This window comes from Pseudomonas sp. NFACC02 (genome assembly GCF_900110765.1).
Classification (GTDB): domain Bacteria; phylum Pseudomonadota; class Gammaproteobacteria; order Pseudomonadales; family Pseudomonadaceae; genus Aquipseudomonas.
In genome coordinates this window covers 389,535-409,383 of record NZ_FOEO01000001.1, presented here as the reverse complement: position 1 = coordinate 409,383, position 19,849 = coordinate 389,535, and the positions used below count along the sequence as shown (strand labels likewise).

The 19,849-nt window shown below is 62.0% G+C and carries 21 protein-coding genes and 1 pseudogene; 17 read left to right on the top strand and 5 right to left on the bottom strand.

Features of this window, described 5'->3' with window-relative positions:
* The first annotated feature begins 22 nt into the window (after positions 1–22).
* The 17 genes and pseudogenes from BMY73_RS02040 (at position 23) to BMY73_RS01965 (ending at position 14,737) form a co-directional block, all read left to right on the top strand.
* A complete protein-coding gene (locus BMY73_RS02040; protein WP_062382530.1) occupies positions 23–463 on the top strand; it encodes a VOC family protein in 441 nt (146 codons plus the stop codon).
* Between the two features lie 379 nt (positions 464–842).
* Positions 843–1,877, top strand: a pseudogene (locus BMY73_RS28695) (cache domain-containing protein); the annotation flags it as partial.
* Positions 1,878–1,970: 93 nt separating this feature from the next.
* Positions 1,971–2,735 (top strand): methyl-accepting chemotaxis protein, encoded by a 765-nt coding sequence (locus BMY73_RS28690; protein WP_370588222.1) that lies wholly within the window; start codon positions 1,971–1,973, stop codon positions 2,733–2,735.
* Positions 2,736–3,161: 426 nt separating this feature from the next.
* The gene (phnC, locus tag BMY73_RS02030; protein WP_092404656.1) at positions 3,162–3,995 is read left to right on the top strand and encodes a phosphonate ABC transporter ATP-binding protein; all 834 of its coding nucleotides are present in this window, start codon (positions 3,162–3,164) and stop codon (positions 3,993–3,995) included.
* Between the two features lie 57 nt (positions 3,996–4,052).
* Entirely contained in the window at positions 4,053–5,057 is a 1,005-nt protein-coding gene (gene phnD, locus BMY73_RS02025; protein ID WP_062382538.1) for a phosphonate ABC transporter substrate-binding protein, read from the top strand.
* A 93-nt stretch (positions 5,058–5,150) separates the two neighbouring features.
* Positions 5,151–5,939, top strand: a complete 789-nt coding sequence (phnE, locus tag BMY73_RS02020; RefSeq protein WP_092404654.1) for a phosphonate ABC transporter, permease protein PhnE — start codon at positions 5,151–5,153, stop codon at positions 5,937–5,939.
* A 39-nt stretch (positions 5,940–5,978) separates the two neighbouring features.
* Complete coding sequence (phnF, locus tag BMY73_RS02015; protein ID WP_062382542.1) at positions 5,979–6,713, top strand: phosphonate metabolism transcriptional regulator PhnF; 735 nt, start codon at positions 5,979–5,981, stop codon at positions 6,711–6,713.
* A 14-nt stretch (positions 6,714–6,727) separates the two neighbouring features.
* Complete coding sequence (gene phnG / locus BMY73_RS02010; protein WP_062382544.1) at positions 6,728–7,195, top strand: phosphonate C-P lyase system protein PhnG; 468 nt, start codon at positions 6,728–6,730, stop codon at positions 7,193–7,195.
* Positions 7,195–7,800 (top strand): phosphonate C-P lyase system protein PhnH, encoded by a 606-nt coding sequence (gene phnH / locus BMY73_RS02005; protein WP_062382546.1) that lies wholly within the window; start codon positions 7,195–7,197, stop codon positions 7,798–7,800. The genes phnG and phnH overlap by 1 nt, the downstream gene beginning before the upstream one ends.
* Positions 7,800–8,873, top strand: coding sequence for a carbon-phosphorus lyase complex subunit (locus tag BMY73_RS02000; protein ID WP_092404652.1), 1,074 nt, complete (start codon positions 7,800–7,802; stop codon positions 8,871–8,873). The genes phnH and BMY73_RS02000 overlap by 1 nt, the downstream gene beginning before the upstream one ends.
* A complete protein-coding gene (locus BMY73_RS01995; RefSeq protein ID WP_092404650.1) occupies positions 8,870–9,745 on the top strand; it encodes an alpha-D-ribose 1-methylphosphonate 5-phosphate C-P-lyase PhnJ in 876 nt (291 codons plus the stop codon). The genes BMY73_RS02000 and BMY73_RS01995 overlap by 4 nt, the downstream gene beginning before the upstream one ends.
* Positions 9,742–10,557 (top strand): phosphonate C-P lyase system protein PhnK, encoded by an 816-nt coding sequence (phnK, locus tag BMY73_RS01990; protein ID WP_092404648.1) that lies wholly within the window; start codon positions 9,742–9,744, stop codon positions 10,555–10,557. Before BMY73_RS01995 ends, phnK begins: the two co-directional genes overlap by 4 nt.
* Positions 10,558–10,590: 33 nt before the next feature.
* A complete protein-coding gene (phnL, locus tag BMY73_RS01985; RefSeq protein ID WP_092404646.1) occupies positions 10,591–11,307 on the top strand; it encodes a phosphonate C-P lyase system protein PhnL in 717 nt (238 codons plus the stop codon).
* Positions 11,301–12,464 (top strand): alpha-D-ribose 1-methylphosphonate 5-triphosphate diphosphatase, encoded by a 1,164-nt coding sequence (locus BMY73_RS01980; protein ID WP_092404644.1) that lies wholly within the window; start codon positions 11,301–11,303, stop codon positions 12,462–12,464. Before phnL ends, BMY73_RS01980 begins: the two co-directional genes overlap by 7 nt.
* Complete coding sequence (gene phnN, locus BMY73_RS01975) at positions 12,464–13,030, top strand: phosphonate metabolism protein/1,5-bisphosphokinase (PRPP-forming) PhnN (RefSeq protein ID WP_092404642.1); 567 nt, start codon at positions 12,464–12,466, stop codon at positions 13,028–13,030. The genes BMY73_RS01980 and phnN overlap by 1 nt, the downstream gene beginning before the upstream one ends.
* Positions 13,021–13,770, top strand: coding sequence for a phosphonate metabolism protein PhnP (gene phnP / locus BMY73_RS01970; RefSeq protein WP_092404640.1), 750 nt, complete (start codon positions 13,021–13,023; stop codon positions 13,768–13,770). The genes phnN and phnP overlap by 10 nt, the downstream gene beginning before the upstream one ends.
* 145 nt (positions 13,771–13,915) lie before the next feature.
* Complete coding sequence (locus BMY73_RS01965) at positions 13,916–14,737, top strand: alpha/beta fold hydrolase (protein WP_062382564.1); 822 nt, start codon at positions 13,916–13,918, stop codon at positions 14,735–14,737.
* A gap of 1,224 nt (positions 14,738–15,961) precedes the next feature.
* Here BMY73_RS01965 and BMY73_RS01960 read toward each other — a convergent pair.
* The 5 genes from BMY73_RS01960 to BMY73_RS01940 all read right to left on the bottom strand — a co-directional run bounded on the left by BMY73_RS01960 (position 15,962) and on the right by BMY73_RS01940 (position 19,813).
* The gene (locus tag BMY73_RS01960; protein WP_062382567.1) at positions 15,962–16,633 is read right to left on the bottom strand and encodes a response regulator transcription factor; all 672 of its coding nucleotides are present in this window, start codon (positions 16,631–16,633) and stop codon (positions 15,962–15,964) included.
* Between the two features lie 31 nt (positions 16,634–16,664).
* Positions 16,665–17,225 carry a PQQ-dependent catabolism-associated CXXCW motif protein gene (locus BMY73_RS01955; protein WP_092404638.1) on the bottom strand — a complete coding sequence of 187 codons (561 nt, stop codon included), beginning with the start codon at positions 17,223–17,225 and terminating at the stop codon, positions 16,665–16,667.
* Between the two features lie 106 nt (positions 17,226–17,331).
* The gene (locus tag BMY73_RS01950; protein ID WP_092404636.1) at positions 17,332–18,123 is read right to left on the bottom strand and encodes an ABC transporter permease; all 792 of its coding nucleotides are present in this window, start codon (positions 18,121–18,123) and stop codon (positions 17,332–17,334) included.
* A complete protein-coding gene (locus tag BMY73_RS01945) occupies positions 18,120–18,857 on the bottom strand; it encodes an ABC transporter ATP-binding protein (protein ID WP_092404634.1) in 738 nt (245 codons plus the stop codon). Before BMY73_RS01945 ends, BMY73_RS01950 begins: the two co-directional genes overlap by 4 nt.
* Complete coding sequence (locus tag BMY73_RS01940) at positions 18,854–19,813, bottom strand: YVTN family beta-propeller repeat protein (protein ID WP_092404632.1); 960 nt, start codon at positions 19,811–19,813, stop codon at positions 18,854–18,856. Before BMY73_RS01940 ends, BMY73_RS01945 begins: the two co-directional genes overlap by 4 nt.
* Positions 19,814–19,849 lie beyond the last annotated feature (36 nt).

The window sequence follows — 19,849 nt, the reverse complement described above, 5'->3', positions numbered from 1 at the left end:
TCCCAAAAAGAGGAAGTTGACCGTGACCGCTACCCCTCAGAAACTCTCGCCATTCCACCTCGCCATTCCGGTTTATGACCTCGCCGCCGCCCGGCATTTCTACGCCAACGTGTTCAATCTGCCGGAGGGTCGCTCCAGCGATCACTGGGTGGATTTCGATTTCTTCGGCCATCAACTGGTGATCCACGAACATCCGAAAACGGATTCTCAAGCCCATGCGGGCACCAACGCGGTGGATGGCCATGATGTGCCGGTGCCGCATTTCGGCGTGGTGTTGGGCTGGGAAGAATGGGAAGCGCTGGCGGACCGGTTGCAGGGTCAGGGCGTGAAGTTCGTGATCGAGCCTTACGTGCGCTTCAAGGGGCAGGTCGGGGAGCAGGCAACGATGTTCCTGTTCGACCCTTGCGGCAACGCGCTGGAGTTCAAAGCGTTCAAGGACATCGGGCAGTTGTTTGCGAAATAACGGCGTGCGTGTTGGCCCCCGACACGCCGCACATTAATTGCAGTAGCGCACTTGCCCGTGATTGCAGAGTGTCGGTGATTAAATTCGTCTCAAACACACCGCAATCGCGGGCAAGTGCGCGCCTACAGATTATCAGCGTAACGCAATCATCAGATCCCGCTTTAAACACCGTTAGACGGATGTTTAAACATCTATTATCCCTATAAGTACTGCGTGATTAGTGCCCTCGACGACCGGCATTAAACTCTGCCCTCCAGCGGCCGAAGTATATTTCAGGCCGCGTCTTCCCTTTCTTCGCATAACCCCGTACAAAGCGCGGCGCGCGCCTGATCGGCTACGCATTCACGTCGCTGTCATTCTTGGTTATGGACACAATCGTATGATCAATCGTCTGGGTTTCAGCAGAAAGATCCTGCTGGCCGCTGCACTAATAGTTGTTGTTGCTTTCTCGTGCTTCATACTGGTGAACGATTTTCGTCAGCGGGAAACGTTAAAGAACAACGTAGACGCAGAGTTGCAACAACTGGGTAGTCTGACCACGCAGAACATTCAAACCTGGCTGGACAGTCGCACTCAGCTTTTGTATTCCATGGCTCAGCAGATTGCCGCCGACGGCCCGGCACCCAGCAGTTTGCAACGTATCGTCGGCCTGCCGGTGTACCCGGACAATTTTCAGCTCAGTTACTTCGGCGGCAAAGATGGCCTGATGTTCTCGGTGCCGGCCGGTAACCGCGCGGCCGACTACGACCCCCGTGCTCGCGGCTGGTACAAGGCGGCCGACGCCGCGCAGGGCACCATTGTCACCGAGCCTTACATTGCGGCCTCATCCGGCAAGCTGGTGGTGACGCTGGCCACGCCGGTCCGTCAGCAAGGGCAGATGATCGGCGTCGCGGGCGCGGACATCTCGCTGGACGTCATCAGCAAGACCATTAACTCGCTGAATTTCGGCGGCCACGGTTATGCCTATATCGTCAGCGCCGATGGCAAGATCCTGATCCACCCGGACAGCAAGTTGATCCTCAAGAACGTCAGTGAGGCCTACCCGAGCGGGGCGCCGAAGATCGCGCCAGGCGTGGCTGAAATCGAATCCGGCGGCAAGGCGCAGTTCATTTCGTTCACCAAGGTTGAGGGCCTGTCTTCGGCCAACTGGTACGTCGCGCTGGTGCTGGACCGTGACGCGGCATACTCGATGCTCAGTGAGTTCCGTTCTTCGGCGATCACGGCGATGGTCATCGCGGTGGCAATCATCATTCTGCTGCTGGGCCTGTTGATCCGCGTGCTGATGCAGCCACTGCACCAGATGGGCCGCGCCATGCAGGACATCGCAGACGGCGAAGGCGATCTGACCAAGCGTCTGTCGATCGTCTCGCAGGACGAATTCGGTGCGCTGGCGCAGTCGTTCAACCGCTTCGTCGAGCGTATTCATGGTTCGATCCGTGAGGTGGCGTCCACCGCCGGGCAATTGGGTGAAGTGGCAGCCCGCGTCGTGGGCGCTTCCAACTCATCGATGAGCAACTCCGACCAACAAGCCAGCCGCACCAGCAGTGTGGCCGCGGCGATCAATCAGCTCGGTGCCGCCGCCCAGGAAATCGCTCAGAACGCCGCGATGGCGTCGCAGCATTCCAGCGAAGCCACACAGCTGGCCAGCGAAGGTCAGGGTGTCGTGACACAGACGATCCAGGCGATGGATCAGTTGTCGGAAAAGATCAGCGAGTCGTGCGCGAATATCGAAACGCTGAATAACAAGACCGCCAACATCGGTCAGATTCTCGAAGTGATCACCGGCATCTCACAACAGACCAACCTGCTGGCGCTCAACGCGGCCATCGAAGCGGCGCGGGCGGGCGAGGCGGGTCGTGGTTTCGCGGTGGTGGCGGACGAAGTGCGTAATCTGGCGCACAGGACGCAGGATTCCGCCCAGCAAGTGCAGGGCATGATCGAAGAGCTGCAGGTCGGGGCGCGCGATGCCGTGGCGAATATGACCGAAAGCCAGCGCCAGAGCGAAAGCAGCGTGACCATCGCCAACCAGGCCGGAGAGCGTCTGAACAGCGTCACCCGGCGCATCGGTGAAATCGACGGCATGAACCAGTCGGTGGCGACCGCGACCGAAGAACAGACCGCCGTGGTCGAGTCGATCAACGTCGACATCACCGAGATCAACACCCTGAACCAAGAAGGCGTGGACAACCTGAAGTCAACGCTGGACGCCTGTGCCCACCTTGAGCATCAGGCCGCACGGTTGCAGCATCTGGTGGGGACGTTCCGGATCTGAGATACACCGCGTTCGTTCGATTGCGGTCCAGATCCTCGTCACCTCGGACGGCTCCTACAGGGATCGTGGCGCCGCGATGCTTCGCGGCGTACACCCAACCTGTGGGAGCGAGCTTGCTCGCGAAAGCACTCTGTCTGTGAATTTATAAATTGGCTCACGGCCATCGCGGGCAAGCGCGCTCCTGCAGTCGTTCGACTTGTCTAGCCAGCACCCCGCACAGACCGCTGTCTTCGGCAAACATGTCGACAAAATCCGCAAATTCCCCCGCATCAAATAGTCAACGAACTGTTATCTCGCGGTCACAGACGGGTCATTGAACTGCCATACGCGCTCTCTAATGTCATTCGCACCGAACGCGGCCAGGGATGGGCTGAACGGTCGAACATTCACCTCGGCAGGACGCCGCCATCACAGACAGAGAAGCCCATGACAGCCGCCATCCATGTCGACCGCTTGAACAAGACATTTGCTCGCAAGACCGCTCTGGTTGACCTCGCATTGTCTATACAACCCGGGGAAATGGTCGCGCTGATCGGCGCTTCCGGTTCGGGAAAGTCCACGCTGTTGCGCCATCTCGCAGGCCTGGCGTGCTGCGATCGCAGTAACGGCGGCAGCGTCCGGGTTCTGGGCCGTGAAGTGCAGGCCTCGGGCCGACTCAATGGCAAGGTCCGCCGACTGCGTGCCGACATCGGTTACATCTTCCAGCAGTTCAATCTGGTTAACCGCCTCAGTGTGCTGGACAACGTCCTGCTCGGTTGCCTGGGCCGCATGCCGCGCTGGCGTGGCAGCCTGGCACTCTTCAACGCCGAGGAAAAGGCCCGCGCGATGGCCAATCTGGCCCGCGTCGGTCTGGCCGATCTGGCTCACCAGCGTGCCTCGACCTTGTCGGGTGGTCAGCAGCAGCGCGTGGCGATTGCCCGGGCGCTGACGCAGCAAGCCGACGTCATTCTGGCGGACGAACCCATCGCTTCGCTGGATCCTGAGTCCGCCCGCAAGGTTATGGAGATTCTCGCCGACATCAATCGCCAGGACGGCAAGACCGTCGTCGTCACGCTGCATCAGGTGGACTACGCCGTGCGTTATTGCCCCCGCGCCGTGGCGCTTAAAGGTGGCCGCATCCACTTCGACGGTAACGGCGCCGACCTCAGCGGCCCGTTCCTCAACGACCTGTATGGCGCCGATGCCGACGCCAGTCTGATGTTCGCCGACAAGGGGCGTAACACGGGCCGACCGCCGCAACTGGCGCTGGCCCAAGCCTGACGGCTGCGCCGCTTCAACCACTCATCACACACCTCAATCACGTTCCAGGAGCTCTCCATGTTGAACCGTTTCGGTCGCGTGCTCGCGTCTGCCGCTGTGCTCGCCGGTTGCCTGATGGGCACCGCGCAGGCTGACGACAGCGCCATCAATTTCGGCATCATGTCCACCGAATCCTCGCAGAACCTGAAAAGCGTCTGGCAGCCGTTCCTCGACGACATGTCGAAAAAAACCGGTCTGAAAGTCAACGCCACTTTCGCTTCCGACTACGCCGGTCTGATCCAGGGCATGCGCTTCAACAAGGTCGACGTGGCCTGGCTGGGCAACAAGGCGGCCATGGAAGCCGTGGACCGTTCCGGCGGCGAAATCTTCGCCCAGACCGCAGCGGCCAACGGCGCGCCGGGCTACTGGAGCTTGATCATCGCGCGCAAGGACAGCCCGATCAATTCGGTCGAGGACATGCTCAAGCATGCCAAGGAACTGACCTTCGGCAACGGTGACCCGAACTCCACCTCGGGCTACCTCGTACCGGGCTACTACGTGTTCGCCAAGAACCACGTCGATGCGGCCACCGCCTTCAAACGCACGCTGAACTCGAGCCACGAGGTCAACGCCCTGAGCGTTGCCAAGGGCCAACTGGATGTCGCGACGTTCAACACCGAAAGCTGGGACCGTCTGGAAGTCACGCAGCCGGACAAGGCGGCCATGCTCAAGGTGATCTGGAAGTCGCCGATCATCCCGGCCGACCCGATGGTCTGGCGCAAGGGCATGGCCGATGAAACCAAGAACAAGATCCGCGAGTTCTTCGCCAACTATGGCGACACCGACGAAGAAAAGGCGGTGTTGAAAAACATGCAGATGGGCAAGTTCCTCAAGTCTTCGGATGACCAGTTGCTGACCATTCGCCAACTCGAACTGTTCAAGCAGAAGACCGAAACCATCGCCAGCACCACGCTCAGCGCCGACGAAAAGGCCAGCCGCCTGAAAGAGATCGACGCGGGCCTGACAAAGCTGCAGGACCGCATTTCGGAACTGGAAAAACAGAACACCGCCAAAGCGAGTTGATGTCACGGACGCGGCGCCTGTCTTGGGGCCTCAGGGTCAAGCAGTGCGCCGCGTCAGCCACGGCCGTTCATGCATTCGCAATCGGGAATTTTTATGACCGCTCACGCTGCTTACGTTGAAATCGCCGGCAAGCGCAGTTGGCCGCAATACCTGGGCTGGGGCCTGTTTCTCGCCGTCATGGCCTGGGCCTGGCACGGCGCCGAAATGAACCCCCTGGCGCTGTACCGCGACTCCGGGAACATGGCGACCTTCGCCGCTGACTTCTTCCCGCCTGACTTCCACGAATGGCGCGCCTACCTCAAGGAAATGGTCGTCACGGTCCACATCGCCCTGTGGGGTACGTTGCTGGCGATCGTCTGTTCGGTGCCGTTGGGCGTGCTGTGCGCCGACAACATCACCCCGTGGTGGATCCACCAACCGTTACGTCGGGTCATGGACGCGTTCCGCTCCATCAATGAAATGGTCTTCGCGATGTTGTTCGTCGTCGCCGTGGGCCTGGGCCCGTTCGCCGGTGTCCTGGCGTTGTGGATCAGCACCACCGGCGTGCTCGCCAAACTGTTCGCCGAGGCGGTGGAAGCCATCGATCCGGGCCCCGTCGAGGGGGTTCGCGCCACCGGTGCCAGTGCCCTGCAGGAAGTGATCTTCGGGGTGATCCCGCAGGTCATGCCGCTGTGGATCTCCTATGCCCTGTACCGATTCGAATCCAACGTGCGCTCGGCAACGGTCGTCGGCATGGTCGGCGCGGGCGGGATCGGCGTGATCCTCTGGGAAAACATCCGCGCCTTCCAGTTCACCCAGACCTGTTCGGTGCTGCTGGTGATCATCGTGGTGGTCAGCGTGATCGACATTTTCTCCCAACGCCTGCGCAAGCAGTTCATCTAATGCCAACGACAGGAGAGGGTGCGAACCCTTTTTTCAGCCATGCAGTTGTCTAGACAAGCCGAAGCTCTGCACCGTGAATCCCCGCAGCGGGAGCCTGTGTACCGCGAACTGGCGGACACTTTGCGCAGTGAATTGAACCGTTACATCGCAGGCGAGTTCCTGCCCGCCGAGACGCAACTGGCGGCACGCTTCGACGTCAACCGCCACACGGTGCGTCGGGCGATCGACGAACTGGTTCGCGAAGGCAGCCTGCTGCGCCGTCAGGGCAAGGGCACCCAGGTGTTGGGCCGTCCGCTGGTGTACCCGGTGGCGGCGGAAAGCGCGTACAGCCAGTCGCTGTCGGCGCAGGGCCATGGCGTCGAGGCCATCCTGCTGCAACGCCGCCAGTGTGTCGCGACCCGCGAGGAAGCCGAGCACCTGGGCCTCGAAGAACACGCGCCGTTGATCGAGCTGCAAACCCTGCGTCGTCTCGACGGCCAACCGGTGAGCCTGATTCGCCACCGTTACTGCGCCAGCCGCAGCGACCTGGTCGCCAATTACAAAAGCGGGTCGGTGCGCCAGTTTCTCGCGGCGCACGGCCTGCCGCTGAGCCGCACGTTCAGCCTCATCGGCGCACGCCTGCCCAGCCGTGAAGAGGCCAGCGTGTTGCTGATGCCGCGCCACCTGCCGGCGCTGACCGTGCTGACCCTTTCCCGCGATGCGGACGGCCACCCGGTGGAGATTGCCCATTCCACCAGCCGTTCCGACCGCTTTCAGTATCAGATCGTCACCTGATGGAGATGCCCTCGATGACTGCCACATCTGTTCCCGCTACCGCTCCCGAGCATGCTGCCCGTCAGCACTGGATCGGCGTGCTCTCGCGCACGCACCGCGCCGAGTTGCTGCCCCATGAAAACGCGTTGCGTGACGCCGAATACCAGCTGATTCGCGCCCCGGAAATCGGCATGACCCTGGTCCGTGGCCGCATGGGCGGCAGCGGGGCGCCGTTCAACGTCGGTGAGATGAGTGTGACGCGATGCGTCGTGCGCCTGGCCGATGGCCGCACCGGTTACAGCTATCTGGCGGGGCGCGACAAGGCCCATGCCGAACTGGCCGCACTGGCCGACGCGCATTTGCAAGGTGCCCAACAAGCTCACTGGATGCGTGAGCTGATTGAACCGCTGGCGCAGGCGCAAGCCGCGCGTCGGTCCCGACAACAAGCCGAAACCGCTGCGACCAAAGTGGAGTTCTTCACGCTGGTCAGAGGAGAAAACTGATGAGTGCGACCCTTTTACAGCCTGCCTTCGCCGACCCGGTGCTGGATGCCCAGCGCAGCTTCCGTGCAGCCCTCAAAGCCCTGGCCGGTCCTGGCGTGACGCAAAGCCTGCTGTCGGCGCAGACTCCGCCGCACCTTGAAGGCCTGGCATCGGCGAGCCATGCGCTGTGCCTCGCGCTGCTGGATATCGACACACCATTGTGGCTGGCACCTAAGTTCGACACCCAGGCGATTCGCGCCAACCTGACGTTTCATTGTGGCTGCCCGATCGTCAGCGACCGGCAGAACGCGCGCTTTGCCCTGCTGGACGATAGCCAGTTGCACGACCTCAGTGGCTTCGATCTGGGCAATGACCGTTATCCCGACCAGTCCTGCACGCTGCTGATTCAACTGCCGAGTCTGCAGGGCGGGCGTCAGGTCGCCCTGCGCGGTCCCGGCATCGAAAACCAGAACCACGTGAGCCTGCCGTTGCAGGAAGCGTTCTGGGAAGCGCGCGAAGCGCACAACGATTTCCCCCGTGGCCTCGACGTGTTTTTCCTCGCGGGCAGCGAACTCATGGGCTTGCCGCGCAGCACCCAGGTCGCGTTCAAGAACGGAGGTGCATGATGTACGTGGCCGTCAAGGGTGGCGAACAAGCCATCGACAATGCGCACAAACTGCTGGCTAAGAAACGCCGGGGCGACACGTCGGTCGCCGAACTGGCCGTCGAGCAAATCCGTCAGCAACTGCCGCTGGCCGTGGCCCGGGTCATGACCGAAGGGTCGCTGTACGACGAAGAACTCGCCGCGCTGGCGATCAAGCAGGCGGCCGGCGATCTGGTCGAAGCGATCTTTCTGCTGCGGGCTTATCGCACGACGCTGCCGCGTTTCAGCGCGAGCCTGCCGATCGACACCTCGTCGATGCAACTCAATCGTCGTCTGTCCGCGACCTTCAAGGACGTCCCGGGCGGGCAGTTGTTGGGGCCGACCTTCGACTACACCCACCGTCTGCTGGATTTCACCCTGTTGGCCGAGGGTGAATACCCAGGACCGCAAGGCAAGCAGGACGCTGCCGTCGAGGCCTGCCCCCGGGTGCTGGGTTTGTTGGCCAAGGAAGGGCTGATCAAGGAGGAGGCCGACACTGGCGCGTCGGTCGCGGACATCACTCGCGAACCGCTTGAATACCCAGCCAGTCGCGCCGAGCGCTTGCAGGCCCTGGCCCGTGGCGACGAGGGTTTTCTCCTGGCGTTGGGTTACTCGACACAGCGTGGCTACGGCCGTAATCACCCGTTTGCCGGCGAGATTCGGGTCGGTGAGGTGGAAGTCTGGATCGAGCCCGAAGAGCTGGGCTTCCCGATCTCCATCGGCGCCATCGAAGTCACCGAGTGCGAGATGGTCAACCAGTTCGTCGGTTCCGCCACAGAGCTGCCGCAATTCACCCGCGGTTATGGCCTGGCGTTCGGTCACGCCGAGCGCAAGGCGATGGGCATGGCGCTGGTGGACCGTTCGCTGCGTGCCGGTGAGTACGCCGAAGAAATCATCTCGCCCGCGCAGCAGGAAGAGTTTGTGCTCGCCCACTGCGACAACGTCGAAGCCTCGGGTTTCGTCTCACACCTGAAACTGCCGCACTACGTCGACTTCCAGGCCGAACTGGAACTGATCCGCAAACTGCGCAAGCCTTCCAGGGAGCAGGCCTTATGAATGCCGCAACGCAACCTCGGCCGCCGCGCGACGAGGCCTACAATTTCGCTTATCTGGATGAGCAAACCAAACGCATGATCCGCCGCGGCCTGCTCAAAGCCGTGGCGATCCCGGGTTACCAGGTGCCGTTCGGCGGTCGTGAAATGCCGCTGCCTTACGGATGGGGGACCGGTGGCATGCAACTGACCGCCGCGATCCTGGGCGCCGAAGACGTGCTCAAGGTCATTGATCAGGGCGCCGACGACACCACCAACGCGGTGTCGATCCGCCGCTTCTTCGCCCGCACCGCCGGTGTCGAGACCACTGAGCGCACGCCGGAGGCGACGATCATCCAGACCCGTCACCGTATCCCGGAAACGCCGCTGCACGCCGATCAGATCATGGTCTTTCAGGTGCCGATCCCTGAGCCGCTGCGGTTCATCGAACCTTCGGAAACCGAGACACGCACCATGCACGCGTTGAACGACTACGGCGTGATGCATGTAAAGCTGTACGAAGACATCGCCACGTTTGGCCACATCGCCACGGCCTACGCCTACCCGGTGACCGTGGACGAACGTTACGTGATGGACCCGTCGCCGATCCCGAAATTCGACAACCCGAAACTCGACATGAGCCCGGCGTTGATGCTGTTCGGTGCCGGTCGCGAAAAGCGTCTGTATGCCGTGCCGCCGTACACCCGTGTCACCAGCCTGGATTTCGAGGATCACCCGTTCGAGGTGCAGAAATGGGCGCACAACTGTGCCATCTGTGGCAGCCATGACGCGTTCCTCGATGAGCTGATTCTCGATGATCAGGGCACCCAGAGCTTCGTCTGTTCGGACACCGACTACTGCGCGCAGCGGGTCAATGAGGGGAGGGATGGCCAATGAGCGCCGCTCAGAAGGTTTCTCACGTGACGGTCGCCGATCACACGCAACCGCTGCTCAAGGTCAACGGCCTGACCAGACTGTATGGTCTGGAGAAGGGCTGTCAGGACGTCAGCTTCGAGCTGTACCCAGGTGAAGTGCTTGGTATTGTCGGCGAGTCCGGCTCGGGCAAGTCGACGCTGCTATCGCTGCTCAGCGGTCGCTGCCCGCCGGACCGTGGCGTCATCGATTACCGCACCACACAAGGCTCCTGGCTGGACCTGTACAGCGCCAGTGAAGCCGAGCGCCGCACGTTGTTGCGCACCGAGTGGGGCTTTGTCGAACAGAACCCGCGTGACGGGTTGCGCATGGCGGTGTCGGCGGGCGCCAACATCGGTGAGCGCCTGATGGCTCAAGGTGTGCGCAATTACCAGCAGCTGCGCGCGGCGGGCCTTGACTGGCTCAATCAGGTGGAAATCGATCCTGCCCGTATCGACGACCTGCCTCGGACCTTTTCCGGTGGCATGCAACAGCGCCTGCAGATTGCCCGCAACCTGGTGTCCGGTCCGCGGCTGGTGTTCATGGACGAGCCGACCGGCGGCCTCGATGTGTCGGTGCAGGCGCGGCTGCTCGATCTGATGCGCGGCCTGGTGCGTGAACTGGACCTGGCCGTCGTGATCGTGACGCACGACCTGGCCGTGGCCCGTCTGCTGGCTGACCGCTTGATGGTGATGCGCCGTTCCCGCGTGGTGGAAAGCGGGCTTACGGACCAGATTCTCGACGATCCGCAACACCCGTATTCGCAATTGCTGGTGTCCTCGGTGCTGCAGCCCTGACTTGAATTCAGCCTTTGATTGTAAGGTGTCCCAATGAACACGCTGATCGAGGTCCATGACCTCTCGAAAACCTTCACCCTGCATCAGCAGAACGGGGTGGTGCTGAACGTGTTGCGCGGTTTGAGTTTCGCGGTACGCAGTGGTGAGTGCCTGGTGTTGCACGGCCATTCCGGCGCAGGGAAAAGCACGCTGTTGCGTACGTTGTACGGCAACTACCTGCCGGCAGGCGGCAGCATTCGGGTGCAGCATCAGGGAGAATGGCTGGAACTGGTGGGCGCCGAGCCGCGTGATGTGCTGGCCGTACGGCAACACACGCTGGGCTACGTCAGCCAGTTTCTGCGGGTGATTCCCCGCGTCGCCACGCTGGAGGTGGTGATGGAGCCCGCCCTGGCTCGCGGCTGGAGCCGTGAACAGGCCAAAAACCGCGCCGAACATCTGCTGAGCCGTCTGAACATCCCGCAGCGCCTGTGGCAACTGGCGCCGGGGACGTTCTCCGGGGGCGAGCAGCAACGGGTCAACATCGCGCGGGGTTTCATGGTCCCGCGGCCTGTCATGCTGCTGGACGAACCCACGGCGTCGCTGGACGACAGCAACCGCCAGGTGGTGCTGGAGCTGATCAACGAAGCGAAGATCGACGGTGCCGCCGTGATCGGCATTTTCCATGACCGTCTGGCGCGCGAGGCGGTGTCCGACCGCCATCTGGACATGACACCGCTCGACCTGACCGCGAAGGAGTTATTGCAATGCTGAACGAACAGATCCTGACCCATGCCAACATTGTCACTGCCGATCAGGTGTTCATCGGCACCGTGGTCCTTCGCGACGGCCTGATCAGCGACGTTCAGACCGGTGTCAGTCATCTGCCACAGGCACAGAACCTGGACGGCGATTACCTGTTGCCGGGGCTGGTCGAGCTGCACACCGACAACCTGGAAAAACACCTCAGTCCGCGCCCGGGTGTGGACTGGCCGTCGGCCTCGGCGGTGATGAGTCATGACGCGCAGATCATTGCGGCGGGCATCACCACGGTGTTCGACGCGCTGTCCATCGGCGACGTCAACCCCAAAGGCAAGCGGATGCAGCAACTGCCCGGCATGGTCGAGGCCATCGCCCACGCCAATGCGGCCGGCTTGACCCGTGCCGAACACCGTTTGCACCTGCGCTGCGAGGTCTGCCACCCGGACACGTTGAGCGTGTTCCGCGATCTGGTGGAGCAGCCGCTGGTGCAGTTGGTCTCGACCATGGACCATTCGCCGGGTCAGCGTCAGTTTGCCCTTGAATCCAAGTACCGCGAGTACTACATGGGTAAGTACCACCTGAGCAGCGAGCAGATGGATGAGTTCATCGTCGAGCAGGTCGCCAACTCGAAGGTTTACAGTGACCGCTACCGCCGTGCGATCGTCGACATTTGCCTGGATCGCGGCCTGTCGGTCGCCAGCCACGATGACGCGACGGTCGAACATGTCGAGGAGTCGGCGGGCTACGGGATGACCATCGCCGAGTTCCCGACCACGCTGGAAGCGGCACAAGCCTGCCGGCGTCTGGGCATGAGCGTGCTGATGGGCGCACCGAACATCGTTCGTGGCGGTTCGCACTCGGGCAATATTGCGGCCGCCACGCTTGCCAAAGACGGGCTACTGGATATTCTTTCCAGCGATTACTATCCGGCCAGCCTGCTGCAGGCGGCGTTTGCACTGGGTGCGCAACTGGACGAAGGCCAGCAGGCGTCTGAGGCAGGGCTGGCCCGAGCCGTGACCACGGTAAGCCTGACCCCGGCACGCTCGGCCGGTTTGCAGGATCGTGGGGAAATCCGTGTCGGGCTGCGCGCCGACCTGATCCATGCCCGCGCCGTGGGCACGCTACCGGTGATCCAGCAGGTCTGGCGACAAGCGAAGAGGGTTTTTTGATGGCAGGCAGGTTGATCTATCTCATCGGACCGTCCGGTTCGGGCAAGGACAGCCTGCTGGATGCCGCGCGCGAACCGATGGCCGCACGCGGCTGCCGGATCGTGCGCCGGGTCATCACCCGTTCGGCGGAAGCCAGGGGCGAAGCGGCGCAGGCGGTCAGCGTCGAGCAGTTTAACCAGTTGCAGACTCAGGGCGCCTTTGCCCTGACCTGGTTTGCCAACGGTCTGCACTACGGGATTCCGCAAGAGATCGATCAATGGCTGGCTGACGGCCATGACGTGCTGATCAACGGTTCGCGCGGGCATCTGCCGCAGGCCCGTGAGCGCTATCCGGATCTGCTGGTGGTGCTGCTGTCGGTCGATCAGGCGGTTCTTCGCCAACGCTTGCTGGCGCGCGGTCGGGAGTCGGCGGACGAGATCGAAGAGCGTTTGACGCGTAACGCGCAGTTCGCCGATGACCTGCTCGCGAATGTTCCGTCGGCGATCCAACTGGACAACTCCGGCACGCTGGAGCACACCGTCGCCCGTTTGCTGGAGCGAATCGACCGGGAGCATGCATGCGTCTGACCTTGCTGGGCACCGGCGATGCGCGGCAGGTGCCGGTGTACGGGTGTCAGTGTCCGGCGTGTCTGGCGGCTCATGCCGATTTGCGTTGGCGTCGACGACCGTGCTCGGCGCTGGTCGAGCTCGGCGAGCAACGCTGGTTGATCGACAGCGGCCTGCCAGACCTCACCGAGCGTTTCCCGCCTCGTAGCTTCAGCGGCATCCTTCAGACCCATTACCACGCCGACCACGCCCAGGGCTTGCTGCATTTGCGCTGGGGGCAAGGTCTGGTGATTCCCGTGCATGGCCCGGCTGATCCAGAAGGGCTTTCGGACCTCTACAAACACCCGGGGATTCTGGATTTCAGCCAGCCGTTTTCGGCGTTCGAAACGCGCCTGTTCGGCGAGCTCAGCGTCACGGCCTTGCCGTTGCTGCACTCGAAACCCACCTTGGGCTACCTGCTGCAAGGCGATGGCCGGCGGGTGGCGTACCTGACCGACACGGTGGGGTTGCCCGCCGAGACGACGGCCTATTTGCAGCGCCAGTGGTTGGACGTCCTGGTCCTGGACTGCTCGATGCCACCGCAACCTCAGGCCCCGCGCAACCACAATGATGTGAACCTGGCGTTGCAGATCATCGACGAGTTGAAGCCGGAAAAGGCGGTGCTGACTCATGTCGGCCATGTGCTGGATGCGTGGCTGATCGAGCATGCGCGGGAGCTGCCGGGTCATTTGATCGTCGGCCGGGACGGGATGGTGCTTTGACTGTCGACAGGCGCCTATGCCCTCCGGGCAGAAGCGAGATTTTCTGCGTTGCAAGATGCTCGAAACAAGCACATACCTTCAAGTCACATTCACAAACCCGAACTACGCTCAATCTTCCCTACACAGTTCTCGAGGATTGCGTCCCATGTCTACCTTGACCCTGAAAGACGGTACCGAGTTTTTTTACAAGGATTGGGGCACCGGCCAGCCCATCGTGTTCTCCCACGGCTGGCCACTGGACGGCGACGCCTGGGACGCACAAATGCTGTTTCTCGGCCAGAACGGTTACCGCGTCATTGCCCACGACCGTCGCGGCCATGGGCGTTCAGGGCAGACCTGGGACGGCAACGACATGGACACCTACGCCGATGACCTCGCGCAACTGTTCGAGGCACTGGACCTGAAAGACGCGATCATGATCGGCCACTCGACCGGTGGCGGTGAAGTGGCGCGGTACATCGGCCGTCACGGCACTTCGCGTGTGGCCAAGGCCGTGCTGATCGGTGCGGTTCCACCGATCATGCTGAAAACCGCGGCCAACCCCGAAGGCCTGCCGATGGACGTATTCGACGGCATCCGCGCCGGCTTCACCGCCGACCGCTCACAGTTCTTCAAAGACCTAGCCGTGCCGTTCTTCGGTTTCAACCGCGACGGCGCGAAAACCTCACAAGGCGCGATCGATTCGTTCTGGTCGATCGGCATGCTCGGCAGCGTCAAGGGCGAGTTCGACTGCATCAAGGCGTTCTCCGAGACCGACTTCACCGAAGACCTGAAAAAGATCGACGTCCCGACCCTGATCCTGCACGGCGACGACGACCAGATCGTCCCGATCGTCGCATCAGGCTACAAAAGCCACGAACTGGTGAAAGGCTCGACCCTGCACGTGGTGAAAGGCGGTTCTCACGGCATGTGCAACGTGCAGCCGGAAGAGATCAACAAGATCCTGTTGGGGTTCATCAAGGGCTGATGCGCTGGGCTTATCGAAACACCGCTTCTGCCCGTCGGGCGTAGGAGCGACCGGGGTGGCTTTCCACCTTGCCCGCGAACTGCCGGGAACTGGCAGCAAGACCGGTGCATGCGGAGTGCCTGATACAACCGGGTCGTCTGATTTTGCTGCCGCTGCGCGCCAGATCGCGGGACAAGCCACGCTCCTACAAGAGAGAGTGGTGTACGGTTTTTTTCGGTCCGAGTTGTTCTCGTATGCGATAGTCCAGACACCACAAATCGCGACTTGGGTGCAGGCCAAACGCAGACGACGCGCAGTGGGTCGAGCGGCAGGGATGCCGCGAGAGCGCCGTCAGGGCATGGATGCCCGTTCGGCGCGGGCCCACGGAGCGTCGTCGGAGTGCGGGTACCCGACGCAGGAGGGCCAAACCAGGAGCTGGGCACTTTTGGTTACTTTTGGTGCCTTTTCAAAAGTGACCCGCCGGAGGGGCGGAAAGGTGAGTCGGCGCCACCCGAGATAATGGATCTGCTCACAATCCCAACGCCATACCCATTTTGATCGTTCCCACGCTCCGCGTGGTAAAGCAGCGACTGACGCTCTGCGTCAACGTGGACGCGGAGCGTCCTGGCAGCCATTCCCACGCAGAGCGTGGGAACGATCCTGAATCGTCTGCACCCCACCCGCGACTGTTGTAGCCGCCGGAGTGGCGCTCCACCTTGTCCCGCGATCTGCCGGGAACCGGCAGCAAAACCGGTGCATGCGGAGTGCCTGATACAACCGGGTCGTCTGATTTTGCTGCCGCTGCGCGCCAGATCGCGGGACAAGCCACGCTCCTACAAGAGAGAGTGGTGTACGGGAAATGGATGCACGAACCAAGAAAGCGCGGAGTGTTAGCTCCAGCCCGAGTTGCTCTCGTATGCGACAGTCCAGACACCGCAAATCGCGACTTGGGTGCAGGCCAAACGCAGACGACGCGCAGTGGGCCGAGCGGCATGGATGCCGCGAGAGCGCCGTCAGGGCATGGATGCCCGTTCGGCGCGGGCCCACGGAGCGTCGTCGGAGTGCGGGCACCCGACGAAGGAGGGCCCAACCAGGAGCTGGGCACTTTTGGTACTTTTGGTGCCTTTTCAAAAGTGACCCGCCGGAGGGGCGGAAAGGTGAATCGGCGCCACCCGAGAAAATGGATCTGCCCACCCTCCCAATGCCAAACCCGACGAACCCACGAACCCACAACGCCGGACTTCGCTACCTGCGCAGATACGCCGCAAAGTCGATGTCGCCCGCACTCAGGATCGCCTGCACCCGGTTATGCACGTTGAGTTTGCGCAAGATCGCCGAAACGTGTGCCTTCACCGTGGTTTCGGCAATGGCCAGGCTGTAGGCGATCTGTTTGTTGGAATCGCCTTTGGTCATGCGCTCCAGTACCAACAATTGTTTGCGAGTCAACGCCTGGAGCAGTTCGGGCGGGAAGTGGGGAGCGTCGCTACCGTTGCCGCTGCGGCGGGTGGCGCTTTTCTGGCTGCGGATGATGTCTGACGGCAGGTACACGTTGCCATTGAGAATCTGCTCGATGGCTTCGGTCATCTGCTTTCGCGGCGAAGACTTGGTGATAAAACCCACGGCGCCATAGGTGATTGCCTGCAGCACCACCTGCTTGTCCTGCTCGGCGGACACGATCACCACCGGAATGGTCGGTGCTTCGTTTCGCAGGTTGATCAGGCCATTGAGGCCGTGCATGCCCGGCATGTTCAGGTCCAGCAGAATCAAATCCAGGTCGTCATGCTCCCGGGTCAGGGCAAGCGCGCTGTCCAGGTCTTCGGTTTCCATGACTTCACTGCCAGGGAAACCGTCGCTGATGACGTTATGAATGGCTTCCCGAAACAGCGGGTGATCGTCGGCGATCAGGATCTTGTACATGGTTTTTCACCTTTTTTATTGTCGATGCCGTTTAGCGCAAAGGTTCGGGTTGTGCGGGTTCCACGGGCAGTCCGGCAGACAGCCAGGCGTCCAGGCCGTCGCGATACCAATACAGATGACTGTAGCCCAGCGCGTTGGCGCGTTTTGTCGCGTTCCAGCTCAGCCAGCAGTCGGCTCGGCAGTAGAACACCAACGGCGTGTCCTGACGACCATCGGTCAGCGTGCGCAGGTTGAAGGTGAAGTACTCCATCCAGCGCGGGGCCAGTTCTCCGTCACCGGTATTGGCCAGCCAGTGACTGCCGGGGAGGTTGGTGTGGGGTTCGTCTTCAATGAAGCGACCTTCCAGCCACTGCCTGCGGTATACGTCGATCAGCACAGGTTTGGGATGCTGGCCGAGCAGCGCCCGCAGCTGTTCGGTGCCGACGATCTGCGCACCGTCGATCCGTTCTGGCGTCGGGCTGCGATACAGCGTGATGCGGTAACCGTCGGCGTTGAACAGCGGCGCGCGCGCATCAGCGGTCGCAGCGTGAGCCAACGGGCCTGAACCCAGGACAAGCGCAAGCAGACAGGCATAGGATGAGGCGCGGGGCATGGCGAAAGTTCCTTTCTTCTTATGGCGTGCATTACAAGCCAGTCCCGCTGCTTTGTGAATGCGACCATAGAAAGGAAAACCAGTACCAAAGTCTTAACGGGGTCGTTCAGCCCGGCTTGCGCACCGCCGCGTGCTGCGGGTTGAAGGTCAACACGGCCAGCCAGGCAAACAGTACGGTCAACACCAGGCAGACCGCCAATGCCAACGGGTTCAGCCGTTCGTACAACGCATAACGCACCAGTTCCACCGCGTGACTGAACGGGTTGACCGCGCACAGCCAATACAGCCATTCGCTGGCTTCGCGCATCTTCCACAGCGGGTACAACGCCGACGACATGAAAAACAGCGGAAAAATCACGAAGTTCATCACGCCGGCGAAGTTCTCCAGTTGGCGAATGGCATTGGACAACAGCAAGCCCAGCGCACTGAGCATCAACGCGACCAGCAGCAAGGCAGGCAATGCGACCAGCAGCCCTAACACGGGCGGCTGCACGCCGTACACCCACGCGACGGCCAGAAACGCATACACCTGCAACAGGGAGATCAGCGACGTTGCCAGCAGTTTGCTCACCAGCAGGAATGTGCGGGGCAGGGGACTGGTCAGCAGCACGCGCATGCTGCCCATCTCCCGGTCGTAGACCATCGACAGCGAACCCTGCATGCCGTTGAACAGCAGGATCATGCACGCCAGGCCCGGGATGATGTACACCTCATACGGAATGTAGGTGTCGTAGGGTTCGATGATCGCGATGCCCAGCGCCGCGCGGAAGCCGGCGGCGAACACCAAAAGCCACAGCAATGGCCGCACCAGTGCGCTGAGGAAGCGGGTGCGCTGCAGCACGAACCGCAGCCATTCACGCAGGACGATCCCGCTGAAACAGTGCCAATAAGCGTTCATCGAGGTGTCGCTCCGGCGGTGGTGGTCAAGCGGTTGAACGCCGTACCCAGTTCACCCCCATGCTCGGCGCTTATATCGCGGGCCTGGCCGCTGGCTACCAGGCGGCCCTGATGCAGAATCAGCAGGTCGTCGTCGCTGTGGACCTCGTCGAGCAAATGGGTGGTCCAGAGCACGCTGATGCCCTGGTCGCGGCACAGGCTGCGCACATGCTGGTTCAGGGCCAGACGGCTTCCCGGATCCAGACCCACGCTGGCTTCGTCCAGCAACAACAGGCGCGGTTGGTGCAGCAACGCCCGGGCGATTTCCACCCGGCGACGGTGCCCGCCATTGAGCTCCCGGACCCGTTCACGACGGCGCTCGCTCAACCCCTGACGGGCCAGTTCCTGTTCAACCCGCTGGTTGACCTCGCGACGCGCCAGTCCATGCAGCGCGGCGTGATACCGCAAGTTCTGCTCAACGCTCAGGTCCAGATCCAGCGTGCTCTGCTGAAACACCACGCCCAGCTGTTTGAGGGCCGGGCGAGGTGACTGGCGCAGCGAGAATTCGCCCATCCGGATCTCGCCTCTCTGCAGGTCGTAGAGCCGGGTCAACAGCGCGATCAAGGTCGACTTGCCCGCGCCGTTCGGGCCCAACAAGGCCGCGAAACGACCGGGCGCCAGGCTGAACGACACCTGCCGCAACGCCTCGCGTGCGCCGTAGGCGAAGCTCAACTGGTCGACATGCAGTGCACTCATGGCGCGACCACCACGCCCCACGGATAACGCCCGACCTTGACCGACTTGAGCACCTTGAGGCTGGCAACGTCGATGACCGAAACATCACCGCTGACGCCGTTGGTCGCCAACAGCTGTTTTTGATCCGGGGTGAACGCCAGTTGCCAGACCCGGCGCCCGACCAGCAGATAATCGACGACGTCCAGGGTTTTAGCGTCGATCACCGCCACGTGGTTCGCAGGCCCCAGGGCCACAAACGCGTATTTGCCGTCGTCGGTGATCTTGATGCCCACCGGCTGCACCTTGTCCGGGTGCACGCCTTTGATCTCGAATCTCAGGGTCTTGAGGATCTTGCGAGTGGCCACGTCTATCACGCTCACCGTGCCGCCAATTTCCGCCGACGCCCAGAGCTGCGAACCGTCCTTGTTGAACTCGACGAAGCGCGGGCGTTGATCGACCAGCGTGTTGTCCGCCAGGGTCTGGGTCGAGGTGTCGATCCAGTGCAGCATGTTGGTGGTTTCACTGGTGTTGACCGCCCACTTGCCATCGGGGCTCACCGCCATGCCTTCGGGTTCCACCCCGACGTCCACCTGCGCCAGCACCTTCGAGGTTTCGGTGTCGATGACCGTCACCAGCGAGTCGTCTTCGTTGGAGACGTACAGCCAGCGGTTGTTGGGATGAAGGGCGAATTGCTCGGGGTCTTTGCCGGAGGGCAGTTCCTTGATGATTTTGTGTGTGGCGATGTCCATGACCTGCACACGGTCCGAATCGCTCGCGCAGATGTACAGCAGCTTGTTGTCGTGGGACAGCAGCAGGCCGCGCGGTCGCATGCCAACGGGCAAGGTCTGCGTCACCTGCAAGGTGTCCATGTCGATCAGGCTGAGGTTGTTGTCCTTTTCGTTGGAGACAAAGGCGGTGGCGGCCAGGCTTTGCCCCGCAGCGATCAACAGGGCAGTGGCTATCAGGGTGCGGCGCATGGGGCGGTCCTTGTTCTTGTTGTTGGAAGTGTCTGG